The organism is Nocardioides sp. Bht2, assembly GCF_047308515.1.
GTDB lineage: Bacteria > Actinomycetota > Actinomycetes > Propionibacteriales > Nocardioidaceae > Nocardioides.
In genome coordinates, this window is sequence record NZ_JBLBWI010000011.1 from 21,546 (window position 1) to 36,370 (window position 14,825).

15 protein-coding genes are annotated in these 14,825 nt (G+C 68.4%); 12 read left to right on the plus strand and 3 right to left on the minus strand.

The annotated features are described in order from the left end of the window. Positions 1 to 32: 32 nt before the first annotated feature. The 3 genes from ACLM5J_RS14015 to ACLM5J_RS14025 form a co-directional block, all read right to left on the minus strand. Positions 33 to 569, minus strand: coding sequence for a hypothetical protein (locus ACLM5J_RS14015; RefSeq protein ID WP_413657052.1), 537 nt, complete (start codon positions 567 to 569; stop codon positions 33 to 35). Further along, a complete protein-coding gene (locus ACLM5J_RS14020) occupies positions 566 to 1,234 on the minus strand; it encodes an MBL fold metallo-hydrolase (RefSeq protein WP_413657053.1) in 669 nt (222 codons plus the stop codon). Before ACLM5J_RS14020 ends, ACLM5J_RS14015 begins: the two co-directional genes overlap by 4 nt. A gap of 123 nt (positions 1,235 to 1,357) precedes the next feature. Beyond that, positions 1,358 to 2,056, minus strand: a complete 699-nt coding sequence (locus ACLM5J_RS14025; protein ID WP_413657054.1) for a maleylpyruvate isomerase family mycothiol-dependent enzyme — start codon at positions 2,054 to 2,056, stop codon at positions 1,358 to 1,360. A gap of 154 nt (positions 2,057 to 2,210) precedes the next feature. Between ACLM5J_RS14025 and uvrA the strand changes: the two genes are divergently transcribed. The 12 genes from uvrA (at position 2,211) to ACLM5J_RS14085 (ending at position 14,824) form a co-directional block, all read left to right on the plus strand. Next, positions 2,211 to 5,246 carry an excinuclease ABC subunit UvrA gene (uvrA, locus tag ACLM5J_RS14030; RefSeq protein WP_413657055.1) on the plus strand — a complete coding sequence of 1,012 codons (3,036 nt, stop codon included), beginning with the start codon at positions 2,211 to 2,213 and terminating at the stop codon, positions 5,244 to 5,246. A 19-nt stretch (positions 5,247 to 5,265) separates the two neighbouring features. After that, positions 5,266 to 5,757 (plus strand): Rieske (2Fe-2S) protein, encoded by a 492-nt coding sequence (locus ACLM5J_RS14035; RefSeq protein ID WP_413657056.1) that lies wholly within the window; start codon positions 5,266 to 5,268, stop codon positions 5,755 to 5,757. Then, positions 5,754 to 6,155 (plus strand): Rieske 2Fe-2S domain-containing protein, encoded by a 402-nt coding sequence (locus ACLM5J_RS14040; protein ID WP_413657057.1) that lies wholly within the window; start codon positions 5,754 to 5,756, stop codon positions 6,153 to 6,155. The genes ACLM5J_RS14035 and ACLM5J_RS14040 overlap by 4 nt, the downstream gene beginning before the upstream one ends. 65 nt (positions 6,156 to 6,220) lie before the next feature. Beyond that, the gene (uvrC, locus tag ACLM5J_RS14045; RefSeq protein ID WP_413657058.1) at positions 6,221 to 8,167 is read left to right on the plus strand and encodes an excinuclease ABC subunit UvrC; all 1,947 of its coding nucleotides are present in this window, start codon (positions 6,221 to 6,223) and stop codon (positions 8,165 to 8,167) included. Further along, the gene (gene rapZ, locus ACLM5J_RS14050) at positions 8,167 to 9,045 is read left to right on the plus strand and encodes an RNase adapter RapZ (protein ID WP_413657059.1); all 879 of its coding nucleotides are present in this window, start codon (positions 8,167 to 8,169) and stop codon (positions 9,043 to 9,045) included. Before uvrC ends, rapZ begins: the two co-directional genes overlap by 1 nt. A 44-nt stretch (positions 9,046 to 9,089) precedes the next feature. After that, a complete protein-coding gene (locus tag ACLM5J_RS14055; protein WP_413657060.1) occupies positions 9,090 to 10,031 on the plus strand; it encodes a gluconeogenesis factor YvcK family protein in 942 nt (313 codons plus the stop codon). Between the two features lie 11 nt (positions 10,032 to 10,042). Then, on the plus strand, positions 10,043 to 11,029 hold the full coding sequence (whiA, locus tag ACLM5J_RS14060; protein ID WP_413657061.1) for a DNA-binding protein WhiA: 987 nt from the start codon (positions 10,043 to 10,045) through the stop codon (positions 11,027 to 11,029). A gap of 40 nt (positions 11,030 to 11,069) precedes the next feature. Further along, complete coding sequence (gap, locus tag ACLM5J_RS14065; protein ID WP_413657062.1) at positions 11,070 to 12,077, plus strand: type I glyceraldehyde-3-phosphate dehydrogenase; 1,008 nt, start codon at positions 11,070 to 11,072, stop codon at positions 12,075 to 12,077. 49 nt (positions 12,078 to 12,126) lie between these two features. Then, complete coding sequence (locus ACLM5J_RS14070; protein WP_413657063.1) at positions 12,127 to 13,338, plus strand: phosphoglycerate kinase; 1,212 nt, start codon at positions 12,127 to 12,129, stop codon at positions 13,336 to 13,338. A gap of 3 nt (positions 13,339 to 13,341) precedes the next feature. Continuing rightward, positions 13,342 to 14,148 (plus strand): triose-phosphate isomerase, encoded by an 807-nt coding sequence (gene tpiA / locus ACLM5J_RS14075; protein ID WP_413657064.1) that lies wholly within the window; start codon positions 13,342 to 13,344, stop codon positions 14,146 to 14,148. A 31-nt stretch (positions 14,149 to 14,179) separates the two neighbouring features. Continuing rightward, positions 14,180 to 14,413, plus strand: a complete 234-nt coding sequence (gene secG, locus ACLM5J_RS14080) for a preprotein translocase subunit SecG (RefSeq protein ID WP_413657065.1) — start codon at positions 14,180 to 14,182, stop codon at positions 14,411 to 14,413. Positions 14,414 to 14,464: 51 nt separating this feature from the next. Next, positions 14,465 to 14,824: an RNA polymerase-binding protein RbpA gene (locus tag ACLM5J_RS14085; protein ID WP_413657066.1), complete on the plus strand. Its 360-nt coding sequence runs from the start codon at positions 14,465 to 14,467 to the stop codon at positions 14,822 to 14,824. The last annotated feature ends 1 nt before the right edge of the window (position 14,825 follow it).

The following is a 14,825-nucleotide window of genomic DNA, read 5'->3' on the forward strand; positions in this document are numbered from 1 at the left end:
AGTCGCGTAACAACGAGGGTTGTGCCGTTGCGTTAGCGGCGTCGGGCGACGCGGCACCACGCAACGAATCGAATCCACCATAGGCGTAGGTACAACGCCGTCAGGATGGCGACGAAAGAGAATCCGGCCACTGCCACCGCATCCATGAGCACGACGGCTTGGTTCTCGGGTGGGTCGAACTGGATGTCGACCTTGCCGTCGTCCCCGATCACCCGGACCACGGTCCGAGCATCACCCACCGCGACGTCGAGACATTCGTCCTTGGTGGTGAACCGCTGCGGGAGGCCCTCCGGAGCACCGGGGGAGACCCACGTGATGTCTCGCTGTGTGGTGCCACTACCCCGACCGCAACCGAGGAACGAACTCCGCTCCTTGACGGCGACCACTCGGGCCTCTTCTCGCGGCCAACCCTCAGCAAGTGAGGCCTCACAGGAGCCGACCATCCACACGAACGCACCGAGCGCGAGGCCTCCGGAGGTCGCCAGATAGATGGGGCGTGCCAGAAGCCTTCCGAGCAGTCGGTCAGGCCGGGAGATCGCGTCGGGATCCCGGTGCCGTCCTGCGCTCACCAACCGCGTTCGCGCCACTCCGCCAGGTGCGGGCGCTCGTTGCCGAGGACGCCGTCCGAGCCGTGGCCGGGGTAGAAGCTGACGTCGTCCGGCAGGGTGCCGAAGATCTTGGTCTCGACCTCTTCGATCAGTTGGGCGAACGCATCGGCGTCGCCGAAAGTCGCGCCGACCCCGCCGGGGAAGAGCGAGTCGCCGGTGAAGAGGTGGAGACCGTCGACGGCGTCGCGGTGTAGCAGCGCGATCGAACCGGGGGTGTGACCCGCGATCGCCAGTACCTCAAGGGTGATCTCGCCGACCGTGATCGTGTCGCCGTGCTCGACCGGGTGGCTGACGGCGACGCCGGTCTGTTCGGTGATCGCTTCGACATCCGGGAAGCCGGCATAGACCGGAGCGTCGGTCGCGGCGACGACGTCGGCGAGCGCGCGGTGGTGGTCCCAGTGCTGGTGGGTGGTGATCACGGCGTCCAGCTTGCCGCCGGCCAGGTCGAGCAGAGCGGGTGCGTTGTCGGCGGCGTCGATCAGTACCTGCGCGCCGGTTGCCCGGCAGGTCAGCAGGTAGCAGTTGTTCGACATCTTCTCGTCGACGGCGAGCTTGGCGATGGTCAGCTGGGACAACTCGCGGACGTCGGCGGGGCCGCCGGGCGTCACCTCTCCGGTGTAGGTCATGCCGCGAGTGTAGGCGAGGCCACGGGTGGAGGAACGGCGCCCGCAAGTGCGCCTTCGATCGCTATTGGTGCGCCCACGGCGGCCATAACTGCGCCTTCGGCGGCTATTGGTGAGCCCTCGGGGTCAGTAGGTAGGGGTGGGTGGGAGTTCGCCGGCCGAGGAGGTGAGGCCGTCGCCGGTGCCCCGGCCGATCAGCCACCAGGCCAGGTCGGCGGAGCTGCCGGAGAGCGTCACCGGTGCGTCGTCGGGGCCCCAGGTCTGGTCGGTGTCGGTCGCGGTGAAGCGGAGCTCGCGGTGGCCCGGCGTCCGCGCGGAGAGCAGCAGTTCGCTGAACTCGACCGGCCAGGCGGCCCGGGAACTCGTCGCCAACCCGAGGTCGGCATGGTGGATCTCGACCTCACCCAACCGTCGCTGCGGGACCTCGCGCAGGGCGAAAGCGAAGCCTCCTCCATCCGGCAGCCGATGCGCGACGGCGTCGAGAAGCTGCTCGGGGAAGGCGCAGAGCGCCTCCGAGATCGCCTCGTCCACCGCGATCGCCCGCGCCCTGATCTCTGCGGGAGCCGCGCTAGCCAGGGCGTCGATGTCCAGGTCGCGGCCCTCGGCGGTGTCGTACATCGACGCGGGTTGCTCGGCGGCACCGAGTCGCAGGACGCGCAGGAAGGCCTCGCCGTTCAGCGCGACGTGTGCGATCACATGCCCGCGCGACCAACCGGGCAGTCCGGACGGTGCCGCGAAGTCGTCGTCCGCCAGGGCGGTGATGGTCTGGTGCCAGCGTTGCGTGGCGTCACTCAGGGCAGCGCGCAGCGGGTAGTTCGGGGGCATGACGGTATTCAACACCCGCGCGGCGTCCGACTTGGGCAGGCGTGAGATTCTGGCCGAGGCGCGTGGCGACTTGCATCGACCGGGCGCTTCGCGAACACTTGTTCGAACCGGCCCGTTGTCGACGACGGGCACCGACCTCAATCTCCGGGGAAGCATGGCCGACCAGATCACCATCCGCGGTGCGCGTGAGCACAACTTGAAGGACGTCTCGCTGGATCTTCCGCGGGACGCCCTCATCGTCTTCACCGGACTCTCCGGATCGGGCAAGTCCAGCCTCGCGTTCGACACCATCTTCGCCGAGGGCCAGCGTCGCTACGTCGAGTCGCTCTCGGCCTATGCCCGCCAGTTCCTCGGCCAGATGGACAAGCCGGACGTGGACTTCATCGAAGGTCTCTCGCCGGCGGTGAGTATCGACCAGAAGTCGACCTCGAAGAACCCGCGCTCCACGGTCGGCACGATCACTGAGGTCTACGACTACCTCCGCCTGCTCTACGCTCGCGCCGGCCGACCGCACTGCCCCGTATGTGGTTCCCCGATCGAGCGCCAGACTCCGCAGCAGATCGTCGACCAGGTGCTCACCTACGAAGAGGGTGTCCGCTTCCAGGTGCTGGCCCCCGTGGTCCGCGGCCGTAAGGGCGAGCACCTCGAGCTCTTCCGCTCTCTGCAGAGCCAGGGCTTCTCCCGGGTCAGGGTCAACGGGGAGACCTCCACCCTGGACGCCGTCCTCGACGGCCCGGTGCTCAACAAGCAGCAGAAGCACAACATCGAGGTCGTCGTCGACCGGCTCGCGGTGAAGGAGAGCGCCAAGCGCCGACTCACCGACTCGGTCGAGACGGCCCTCAACCTGGCCGGCGGTCTGGTGGTCTTCGACTTCGTCGACCGTGACCCCAAGGCCGCCGACCGGGAGAAGAAGTTCTCCGAGCGGATGGCCTGCCCCAACGAGCACCCGCTCGACACCGACGACCTCGAGCCGCGCTCGTTCTCGTTCAACTCGCCGTTCGGTGCCTGCCCCGAGTGCACCGGTCTCGGGACCCGGATGGAGGTCGACCCCGAACTCGTCGTCGCCGACCCGGGCGCCACCCTGGGCGAAGGCGCCATCCAGCCGTGGAGCGGCGCCCACGTGGCCGACTACTTCCTGCGGTTGCTCGGTGCCCTCGGCGACGAGTTGGGCTTCGACCTGAACACCCCATGGGAGCAGATGCCCGGCAAGCTGCAGCGGATCATCCTGGACGGTCACCCGACCAAGGTCCACGTCCGGACCCGGAACCGGTACGGCCGCGAGCGGTCCTACTACGCGGCCTACGAAGGTGTCCGCCCCTACATCGAGCGCCGCCACCGGGAGGCCGAGAGCGACACCAGCCGCGAGCGTTTCGAAGGGTTCATGCGCGAGGTGCCGTGCCCGGCCTGCGCCGGCAGCCGGTTGAAGCCGGTCTCGATGGCGGTCACCCTCGGCGCCCGGGAGAAGGGCGGCATGAACATCGCCGACCTCTGCGCGCTGCCGATCCGGGAGACCGCCGCGCACCTGCGTGAGCTCGACCTGTCCGCCAAAGAGCGGCAGATCGGTGAGCGCGTCCTCAAGGAGATCGAGGAACGCCTCAACTTCCTGCTCGACGTCGGCCTGGACTACCTCTCGCTGGACCGGCCCTCGGGCTCCCTCTCCGGCGGTGAAGCGCAGCGGATCCGGCTCGCCACCCAGATCGGGGCCGGACTCGTCGGCGTCCTCTACGTGCTGGACGAACCGTCGATCGGCCTGCACCAGCGTGACAACCAGCGGCTGATCGAGACTCTGGTCCGGCTCAAGGACCTCGGCAACACCCTGATCGTGGTCGAGCACGACGAGGACACCATCCGGACCGCCGACTGGGTCGTCGACATCGGTCCGGGTGCGGGCGAGCACGGTGGTCAGGTCGTCGTCTCCGGCACCGTCGACGATCTGCTCAACCACCCGGACTCCTCGACGGGCGCGTACCTCTCGAAGCGGCGCGAGATCGAGGTCCCCGCGGTCCGCAGGCCCCGCACCAAGGGGCGCGAGCTGACCGTGCACGGCGCCCGGGAGAACAACCTCAAGGACGTCACGGTCGACTTCCCGTTGGGGCTCTTCGTCGCCGTGACCGGTGTCTCCGGGTCGGGCAAGTCCACCCTGGTCAACGACATCCTCTACACCTCGTTGGCCAAGGAGCTCTACAACGCCCGTACGGTCCCCGGGCGGCATCGCAAGATCACCGGCCTGGAGCACATCGACAAGGTGATCCATGTCGACCAGTCGCCGATCGGTCGCACCCCGCGAAGCAACCCGGCCACCTACACCGGCGTCTTCGACCACGTCCGCAAGCTCTTCGCCTCCACCCCGGAGGCCAAGATGCGCGGCTACCTCCAGGGCCGGTTCTCGTTCAACGTCAAGGGCGGTCGCTGCGAGGCGTGCGCCGGAGACGGCACGATCAAGATCGAGATGAACTTCCTCCCGGACGTCTACGTCCCGTGCGAGGTCTGCCACGGTGCCCGGTACAACCGGGAGACCCTGGAGGTCCACTACAAGGGCAAGAGCATCGCCGAGGTGCTGGACATGCCGATCGAGGAGGCCGCCGACTTCTTCGCAGCCGTACCGGCGATCTCGCGGCACATGAAGACGCTCTGCGAGGTCGGGCTCGGCTACGTCCGGCTCGGGCAGCCGGCGACCACACTCTCGGGTGGCGAGGCGCAGCGGGTGAAGCTCGCCAGCGAGTTGCAGAAGCGGTCCACCGGTCGCACCGTCTACGTGCTCGACGAGCCCACCACGGGTCTGCACTTCGAGGACATCCGCAAGCTCCTGTTGGTGCTCGGACGGCTCGTCGACCAGGGCAACAGTGTGCTGGTCATCGAGCACAACCTCGACGTCATCAAGACGGCCGACTATCTCGTCGACATGGGCCCCGAGGGCGGCTCCGGCGGCGGCACGGTGGTCGTCACCGGTACGCCGGAGGAGGTCGCCGCGACGTCGGCCAGCCACACCGGTCGCTACCTGGCGCCGTTGGTCGGAGTCGAGGCACGGCCCTACGCCGCTCCGACTCCGGTGCCGGGGACGCCCGCGAAGAAGACGGCGAAGAAGGTCGCCGCCAAGAAGACGGCGGCGAAGGAGACCGTGAAGAAGGCTCCTGCGAAGAAGGCGACCGCCAAGAAGGCAGCGACGAAGAAGAGCGCTGCCTCACAGTGAGTTGGCTACGCTCGACCCCATGACCGAACGACGCAAGACGGCGCCGATCCCGCGCCGCACGGTGGTCACGGTCGGCGGGTTGGGTATCACCGCCGGTCTACTTGCTGCGTGCAGCGGCGACGGCGGCAACGGTGACTCCAACGCGGGGACGCCGACCTCTGCAGCCCCGAGCGAACCGGCACCGAGCAGTCAGGCACCGGACGGCGGCACCTCGTCGGCGCCGGGCCCCTCTGGCTTGGTCGCGGAGCAAGACGTCCCGGTCGGCTCTGGCGTGATCCTCGGCGACGAAGGCATCGTCGTCACCCAGCCGACATCGGGTGAGTTCCGCGGGTTCTCCTCCACCTGCACCCACAAGGGTTGCACCGTCGGTTCGGTGACCGACACGATCAACTGTCCCTGTCACGGCAGCAAGTTCGCGATCAGCGACGGCTCCGTGGTCAACGGCCCGGCGACAGCGCCGCTGCCGGAAGAGAAGGTCCAAGTGAAGGGTGGCCAGGTGGTTCGCGGATGAGTAGGCCGATCATCGGACGCCGCACGGCGTTCAAGGGGCTCGGCGCGCTCGGCGTCGCCCTCGTCCTCGCCGGATGTGGCAGCGACGACGAGGCTGGACCGAAGGCGAAGTCCGGTGAGCTGTTGGGGGAGACGGTCGAGGTTCCGATCGGTGGCGGCCTGGTGCTGGCCGACAAGAAGATCGTGCTGACCCAACCCACCGAGGGTGAGTTCCGGGCCTTCTCCGCCGTCTGCACCCACCAGAGCGGCGAGCTTTCGCCGACCGCTGAAGGCCTGCACTGCAGCATGCACGGTTCGGTCTTCTCCGCCGACGACGGCTCGGTGCTCCGGCCCCCGGCCAGCGCGCCATTGCCGGAGATCGCGATCACCGTCGACGGCACGAAGATCCGCGCAGCCTGACGTCGGCTCGCTCCCCGGGCGCAGAGCGGTGCCGAGGAGTCGGAGGTGCCTCGTAGGGTTAGTGCGTGGCTGATCCATCGACGTACCGACCCAAGCCGGGGACGATTCCCACCCAGCCGGGTGTGTATCGGTTCCGTGACGCGCACAAGCGGGTCATCTATGTAGGCAAGGCGAAGAGTCTGCGCCCGCGGCTCTCCTCCTACTTCCAGGATCTGGCCAACCTGCATCCGCGCACCCAGACGATGGTGACGACGGCGGCGAGCGTCGAGTGGACGGTCGTCAACACCGAGGTCGAGGCGCTCCAGTTGGAGTACTCCTGGATCAAGGAGTTCGACCCCCGGTTCAACGTCAAGTACCGCGACGACAAGTCCTACCCGTGGCTGGCGGTGACCCTCAGCGAGGAGTTCCCCCGGGTCATGGTCGGCCGTGGCGCGAAGAAGAAGGGCACCCGGTACTTCGGTCCCTACGGCCATGCCTGGGCGATCCGGGAGACGGTCGACCTCCTGCTCCGGGTCTTCCCGATGCGGTCCTGTTCCAACGGTGTCTTCAAGCGGTCGCAGCAGATCGGCCGACCGTGCCTGCTCGGCTACATCGACAAGTGCGCTGCGCCCTGCGTGGGCAAGGTGGACGCCGATGAGCACCGCGCCATCGTCGAGGACTTCTGCGAGTTCATGGGCGGTCGTACCTCCGCCTTCGTGAAGCGCCTGGAGAAGGAGATGTACGCCGCCTCCGACGCGATGGAGTTCGAGAAGGCGGCGCGGGTCCGTGACGACCTCGGCGCGTTGCAGAAGGTGCTGGAGAAGCAGGCGGTCGTCCTCGGCGACGGCACCGACGCCGACGTGATCGCCATCGCTGAGGACCCGCTCGAGGTCGCGGTCCAGATCTTCTACGTCCGAGGTGGCCGGATCCGTGGTCAGCGGGGTTGGGTCGCCGACCGGGTGGAGGAGGGCGACACCGGAGAGCTGATCGAGCACTTCCTGCTCCAGCTCTACGCCGGCGAGGAGTCGGAGAGCGCGCAGGCGATCCCGCGCGAGATCCTGGTGCCCGCGCTGCCTCCGGACGCCGCCACCCTGGAGCAGTTGCTCAGCGAGATCCGCGGCGCGAAGGTCGCGATCCGGGTTCCGCAGCGAGGCGACAAGAAGACCCTGCAGGAGACGGTTGCCCGCAACGCCGTCCAGTCCTTGGCGCTGCACAAGACGAAGCGGGCCAGCGATCTGACCACCCGCAACCAGGCGTTGGAGGAGATCCAGGAGACGCTGGAGCTCGACGAGGTCCCGCTGCGGATCGAGTGCTACGACGTCTCGAACCTGCAGGGCACCGAGGTGGTGGCCAGCATGGTGGTCTTCGAGGACGGCCTTCCACGCAAGAGCGAGTACCGGCGCTTCGTGATCCGGGGCGTCGACGGTCAGAACGATGTGGCCTCCATGCATGAGGTGATCACCCGCCGGTTCCGCCGTCTCCTCGACGAGCGGACGCCCGAGAGCGGCCCGACCAGCGACTCGGGCCCGATGCTGGTCGATCCGGAGACGGGCAAGCCACGGAAGTTCGCCTACGCCCCTGGCCTGGTCGTCGTCGACGGCGGCCCGCCGCAGGTGGCGGCAGCCTCCCAGGCGTTGGCGGAGCTCGGGATCACCGACATCCCCGTCTGTGGTCTGGCCAAGCGGCTGGAGGAGGTGTGGCTGCCGGGTGAGGAGGACCCGGTGATCATGCCGCGGACCAGTGAAGGGCTCTACCTCTTGCAGCGGGTCCGCGACGAGGCCCACCGCTTCGCGATCAACCACCACCGGTCCCGCCGTTCGCGGACGATGGTGGAGAGCGTCCTCGACGACGTCCCCGGGCTGGGCGAGGTGCGGCGTAAGACGCTGCTCAAGCACTTCGGATCCTTGCGGAAGCTCCGCGCCGCGACCGTCGAGGAGATCGCCCTGGCTCCCGGCATCGGCCCGACCGTCGCCGCAGCGATCCATCAGGCCGTGTCACAATCGCCCGCAACCTCTGGCTCCCAGGAGAAGTGATGACTCAGACCCGTACCGCCACTCCCGGTGAGCTCGTCGTGGTCACCGGCATGTCCGGGGCCGGCCGGAGCACGGCGGCCAAGGAGCTGGAGGATCTCGGCTACTTCGTGATCGACAACCTGCCTCCTTCGTTGCTCAACGAGGTCGTCAAGCTGATCGACGACTCGCGGGGCCCGGGTCAACCGGTCGCCGTCGTCGTCGACGTCCGGTCCGGCCTGTTCTTCGAGGAGTTGCGCGCCACCGTCGCCGACAACACCACCGGGCGGCACACCACCCTGCTGTTCCTGGAGGCCGACGACAACGTCCTGGTCCGGCGCCAGGACGCCGCCCGGCGCCCGCACCCACTGCAGGGCACAGGTCGGCTGCTGGAGGGACTGCAGCGTGAACGCGAGGCGCTGGCTGCGCTCCGCGGGATGGCCGACGTGGTGATCGACACCTCCAACCTCAACGTGCACCAGTTGACCGCGCAGGTCGCGGAGAAGTTCGGCGACCCGCAGGTGCTCAAGCTGGCGATCACCGTGGTCAGCTTCGGTTTCAAATACGGCATCCCGGTGGACGCCGACTACGTCGCCGACATGCGCTTCCTGCCGAACCCCTACTGGGTCCCGGAGCTCAAGGAGCACACCGGCAAGGACGACGCCGTCGCCCGCTATGTCACCTCGCAGCCGGACGCTGAGCGGTTCCTCGACGCATGGCTGCCGGTGCTGGAGATCGTCTCCAGCGGCTACCTGCGTGAGGGGAAGCGGTTCCTGACCGTCGGCATCGGCTGTACCGGCGGCAAGCACCGCAGCGTGGCGATGACCGAGGAGATCGCCCGGCGCCTGACGGCGATGGGTTACGAAGCGACCGCGGCCCACCGCGACCTCGGCCGCGAATGATCGGGCAGCGGACCCCAGACACCCGTGAGCTCCGTCCTGAAGCCGTGGTGGCATTGGGCGGCGGCCACGGGCTGCACGTGACCCTCTCGGCGCTGCGCCGGGTGGTGACCGACCTGACCGGGATCGTCACCGTCGCCGACAACGGCGGCTCGTCGGGACGGCTCCGCGAGGAGTTCGGCGTCCTGCCCCCCGGCGATCTGCGGATGGCGCTGGCGGCGCTCTGCGGCGACGACGAGTGGGGCCAGACCTGGGCCAAAGTACTGCAGTACCGGTTCACCGGTGACGGCGAACTCGGCGGCCACGTCGTCGGCAACGTGTTGATCACGGCCCTGTGGGAGTTGCTGGGGGAGCATGCCGCCGGCCTCGACTGGGTCGGTCGCCTGCTGGACGCCGAGGGCAGGGTGCTGCCGATGGCCGATGAGCCGCTCGACATCGAGGCCCAGGTGCGCGGCCACGATCCAGCCGCCCCCGACACTCTGACAACGGTTCGGGGTCAGAAGGAGATCGCTCTCTCGCCGGGCTCCGTCACCACGATCCGGCTGACGCCACCGACGGCGACGGCGAGTCCCGAGGCGTTGGCGGCGATCGCCGCCGCCGACTGGATCTTCCTCGGCCCCGGCAGTTGGTACACCTCAGTCATTCCGCATCTTCTGCTGCCCGACCTGCGCCAGGCCCTGGAGGAGGCGCGGGCACGGAAAGTGGTGGTACTCAACCTGCTCGGTGAGGACGGAGAGACGACCGGCTACACCAACGTCGATCTGCTTGCCGCGCTCTTCGAACGGGCGCCGGAACTCCGCCTCGATCTGGTGCTCGCCGACCGCGCCGCGGTGCAACGTCGAGGGGCCGAGGCCGACGAGTTGGCGGCCGCGGTGGCCAGTGCCGGAGGCACCCTGGTGCTTGCCGACATCGCTGCCGATGATGGCGAAGCTCACCACGATCCGCAGAAGCTTGCCGACGCCTGTGCGCAGATCATCGGCAATGTGTAAGGATCACCGTTATGGCTATGACGGCTCAGGTGAAGTCAGAGCTGGCGAGCACCCAGACCACCAAAACGTGCTGCCGCAAGGCTGAGGTCTCCACGACCCTGCGCTTCGCGGGCGGACTCCACATCGTGAACGGCAGGATCGTCGTCGAGGCGGAGCTGGACACCGGTGCCGCTGCCCGACGGCTGCGCACCGACATCTCCGAGATCTTCGGTCACCAGGCCGAGGTCGCGGTGGTCCAGCCGAGCGGTCTGCGCAAGGGCAGCCGCTACGTGCTGCGTGTGGTCCGTGACGGAGAGTCCTTGGCCCGTCAGACCGGGTTGCTCGACCAGCGTGGTCGTCCGGTGCGGGGGCTCCCGCCGCAGGTGGTCTCCGGCGGCGGTTGTGACGCCGTCGCGGCCTGGCGGGGTGCGTTCCTTGCCCACGGCTCGCTCACCGAGCCGGGTCGGTCCTCCTCCTTGGAGGTGACCTGCCCCGGGCCGGAGGCAGCGCTGGCGCTGGTCGGGGTGGCCCGCCGTCTCGGCATCCAGGCCAAGGCCCGCGAGGTCCGCGGCGTCGACCGGGTGGTGATCCGCGACGGCGACGCCATCGGTGCGCTGTTGACCCGCCTCGGCGCCCACGAGGCGTTGATGGCCTGGGAGGAACGCCGGATGCGCCGCGAGGTGCGAGCTACCGCGAACCGCCTCGCCAACTTCGACGACGCCAACCTGCGTCGCTCCGCCCGCGCTGCGGTGGCCGCCGGTGCCCGGGTCGAGCGGGCGCTGGAGATCCTCGGTGAAGAGGTCCCCGACCACCTCGCGCTGGCCGGTCACCTCCGTCTGGAGCACAAGCAGGCCAGCCTCGAAGAACTCGGTCAACTCCATGACCCGGTCCTCACCAAGGACGCCATCGCCGGCCGCATCCGACGCCTGTTGGCGATGGCCGACAAGAAGGCCGAGGACCTCGGCATTCCGGACACCGAGTCGTCGCTGACCCCCGAGATGTTGGCTGACGAAGCCTGACCCATCCGAGACAGACCCCCGCCACGAGGAGGAGAGACCGATGACCGTACGAGTCGGGATCAACGGATTCGGCCGGATCGGCCGGAACTTCTACCGGGCGGTGCGTGCCTCAGGGGCTGATATCGAGGTGGTGGCGGTCAACGACCTGACCGACCACGCCTCGCTCGCACATCTGCTCAAGTACGACTCGGTGTTGGGGGTACTCGACGCCGAGGTACGGGGTGACGACGAGACGATCACCGTCGACGGCAGCAGCTTCGTCGCGCACGCCCAGCGCGACCCGGCCCAGATCCCGTGGGCGGATGCCGGTGTCGACGTGGTGGTCGAGTCGACCGGTTTCTTCACCGATGCGGCCAAGGCGCGCGCCCACATCGACAGCGGCGGGGCGCGCAAGGTGATCATCTCCGCTCCCGCGACCGGCGCCGACCTCACCGTGGTGATGGGCGTCAACCACACCGCGTACGACCCGGCAAGCCACGCGGTGATCTCCAACGCCTCCTGCACCACCAACTGTCTGGCGCCATTGGCGAAGGTGCTGCACGACGGACTCGGCATCGAGCGCGGTCTGATGACCACGGTGCATGCGTACACCGCCGACCAGAACCTGCACGACAACATCCACCGTGACCTCCGGCGGGCACGTGCTGCGGCGATCAACGTGGTGCCGACGTCGACCGGTGCCGCCAAGGCGATCGGCCTGGTGCTCCCGGAGTTGGAGGGCCGGCTCGACGGCTATGCGCTCCGGGTCCCGGTGCCGACCGGCTCGATCACCGACCTCACCGTGACCACCTCCCGGGAGACCACGGTCGAGGAGGTCAACGAGCTTTTCGCGGTCGCGGCGTCCGGTGCACTCGCGGGATATCTGCAGTACTCGACCGCGCCGATCGTCTCGTCGGATATCGTCACCAATCCAGCCTCCTGCATCTTCGACGCCCCGCTCACCAAGGTGATCGGTGACCAGGTGAAGGTCGCCGGTTGGTACGACAACGAATGGGGCTACTCCAACCGGCTGGTGGACCTGATCGTGCACCTCGGCACGACCCTCTGAGATTCTTTCCCCACGCTTCTCCGCACGTACGACTGCAGAACAGGAAGACATGTCCGGCATTGACGCCTTGACCGCTGCCCTCGGGGGCTTGCGCGGTAAGCGGATTCTGGTCCGCTCCGACCTCAATGTGCCGCTCGACGGCACCACGATCACCGACGACGGCCGGATTCGCGCGAGCGTCCCGACCATCGCCGCGCTGGCCGATGCCGGCGCTCGGGTCGTGGTCACCGCGCACTTGGGACGCCCCAAGGGAAGCCCCGACCCGGCCTACTCGCTGGCCCCGGTCGCCACCCGTCTCGGCGAGATCCTGGGCCGCCCGGTCGCCTTCGCCACCGACACCGTCGGTGAAAGCGCCAAGCAGACGGTCGCGGCCCTGGGTGACGGCGAGGTCGCCGTCCTGGAGAACGTCCGGTTCAACGCCGGCGAGACCAGCAAGGACGACGCCGAGCGCGGCGCCTTCGCCGACCAGCTCGCCGCACTCGCCGACGGTTTCGTCAGCGACGGCTTCGGCGTCGTGCACCGCAAGCAGGCCAGCGTCTACGACGTCGCGGCCCGGTTGCCGCACGCGATGGGTGCCCTGGTCGCCACCGAGATCGACGTGCTGCGCCGCCTCACGGTCGACCCCGAGCGGCCCTACGTGGTGGTCCTGGGCGGTTCCAAGGTCTCCGACAAGCTTGGCGTCATCGACAACCTGCTCGGCAAGGCCGACAAGCTGCTGATCGGTGGCGGCATGGTCTTCACCTTCCTGGCTGCTCAAGGCCACGAGGTCGGCAAGAGCCTGCTGGAGAACGACCAGCTCGACGTCTGCCGCCAGTACCTGGCCCGGGCCGCGGAGAGCGGTGTGGAGATCCTGCTCCCGACCGACATCGTGGTCGACACCGCCTTCCCGTCCGGCGACCGTGAGCCCCAGCCGCAGGTGGTCGCCGCAGACGCGATCGGTGCCGACGTACTTGGCCTCGACATCGGCCCCGACTCGGGCGCGGCCTTCGCCGCCGCGCTCGCTGACGCCAAGACCGTCTTCTGGAACGGTCCGATGGGCGTCTTCGAGGTCGAGGCGTTCGCCGGCGGTACCCGTGCCGTGGCGGAAGCGCTGACCAAGGTGCCCGGGCTCTCGGTTGTCGGCGGTGGCGACTCCGCCGCCGCAGTCCGTCAGCTAGGTTTCGCCGACTCCGCCTTCGGGCACATCTCGACCGGCGGCGGCGCCAGCCTTGAGTACCTGGAGGGCAAGGAACTGCCCGGCATCGCGATCCTGGAGGCCTGAGCGATGGCCACCAAGAAGCCGGCGGGCCGGGTCCCGCTGATGGCGGGCAACTGGAAGATGAACAAGAACCACCAGGAAGCGGTGGTCTTCGTCCAGAAGCTCGCGTGGACGCTCTCGGACAAGCGTCACGACCCGGCCGCCGTCGAGGTCGCGGTGATCCCGCCGTTCACCGACCTCCGCTCGGTGCAGACGTTGGTCGACGGCGATCGGATGCCGATCAAGTACGGCGCCCAGGACCTCTCGGCCCACGATTCGGGTGCCTACACCGGTGAGATCTCGGCCGGCATGCTGGCGAAGCTGGGCTGCTCCTACGTCGTGGTCGGCCACTCCGAACGTCGTCAGTTCCACGGCGAGGACGACGCTCTGGTCAACGCCAAGACGCGAAAGGCGCTGGCTGCCGAGCTCACCCCGATCGTCTGCGTCGGCGAGGGCCTCGAGGTCCGTCAGGCCGGCGAGCACGTGGCCCACACCGTGGCCCAACTCGACGGCGCGCTCTCCGGAATCGCAGCGGACGCCGTTGCGGGCTCGGTGATCGCCTACGAGCCGGTCTGGGCGATCGGCACCGGCGAGGTCGCCACCCCGGCCGACGCCCAAGAGGTCTGCGCCGCGCTTCGGGCCCGGGTTGGCGAGCTGTACGGCGAGGAGGCCGCCGCTTCGGTGCGGATCCTCTACGGCGGTTCGGTCAAGGCCGCGAACGTGGCAGCCATCATGCAACAGAGCGACATCGACGGGGCACTCGTCGGTGGCGCCAGCCTGGAGGTCGAAGAGTTCAGCGGTATCTGCCGCTTCTACGACATGCCGGTGCTGTGATCTATACATCAGTCAGTTAGGGTTTGGCACTGTGGAACTTGTCTTCACCATCATTCTCGTGATCACCAGCCTGCTGCTGATCCTCCTTGTCCTGCTCCACAAGGGACGCGGCGGCGGCCTTTCCGACATGTTCGGTGGCGGTGTCTCCAGCGGGTTGGGTGGTTCGTCGGTCGCTGAGCGGAACCTCGACCGGCTCACCGTCGGAATCGGTCTGATCTGGGCTGCGTGCCTGATCGCTCTGGGCCTGTTGGTCGCCTACTCCTGATCTCCCGGCATCGGGTACGCACGTTCAGTTCACTGAGAGGTAGTCGTAGTCGTGGCAGGTGGAGGAAGTGCGATCCGGGGTAGCCGGATCGGTTCGGGCCCGATGGGCGAAGCAGAGCGTGGCGAGGCCGCACCGCGGCAGGTCGTCAGCTATCACTGTTCTCAGCAGCATCGTTCCGAGATCACTTTCTCCACTCAGGCTGCGGTTCCCGAGAACTGGGACTGCCCGCGCTGTGGCCGACCGGCCAGCCTGGAGTCCGCAGAGCCCCCGCCGGCGCAGCGGAACGAGCCGTACAAGACGCACCTCGCCTATGTGAAGGAGCGTCGCTCCGACGAGGAGGCGGCGCATCTGCTGGACGAGGCGATCGCGCTGCTGCGGTCGCGCCGAAAGTCCGGCGACATCATCTTCTGAG